This is a genomic window from Mesorhizobium sp. M7A.F.Ca.AU.001.01.1.1, from assembly GCF_004022735.1.
Classification (GTDB): Bacteria; Pseudomonadota; Alphaproteobacteria; order Rhizobiales; family Rhizobiaceae; genus Mesorhizobium; species Mesorhizobium ciceri.
The window spans coordinates 1-481 of record NZ_RZPF01001351.1; the positions used below are offsets into that span (position 1 = coordinate 1).

Here is a 481-nt window from a genome sequence, read left to right on the forward strand (position 1 = left end):
ACGCTGTTCATCGCCCTGTTTCGCTGCGCCTGGCTTTGCGGCAGTTCCGTTTGCGCAAACAGCGACGCGGCGTGAATGGTGCCGCCCCAGGTGCGGAAATGCTTCGAACTGAAGGCGTCACCGACCGCCTCACGGATATAGCGGTTGACGTCCTCGGAGCGGACCGGCCGCCTGTCGCCGTCCTCATCGAGATACTGGAACAGCTTCTGGCCTGGCAGGTCCTGCGCGCCACGCACAATCCTGGCGATACGGCGGTCGGCCAGCTTCAGCTTCCACTCCTTGCCCGACTTGCCCTTGAAGGCAAAGCGCAGGCTTGAACCGACAATATCGACATGCCGGTCGCGCAACGTGGTCAGCCCGAAACTCTTGTTGTCGCGGGCGTAGGCGGCATTGCCGACGCGGATCATCGTGTTGTCGAGCAGCCAGACGACCGCGGCGACGACACGCTCGAACGGCAAGCCACGACGGCGCAGATCGCTAT

At 63.4% G+C, this 481-nt stretch carries 1 pseudogene; it reads right to left on the bottom strand.

Annotated features, from left to right (window positions below):
• Window positions 1-481, bottom strand: a pseudogene (locus tag EN884_RS38120) (DNA topoisomerase IB); the annotation flags it as partial.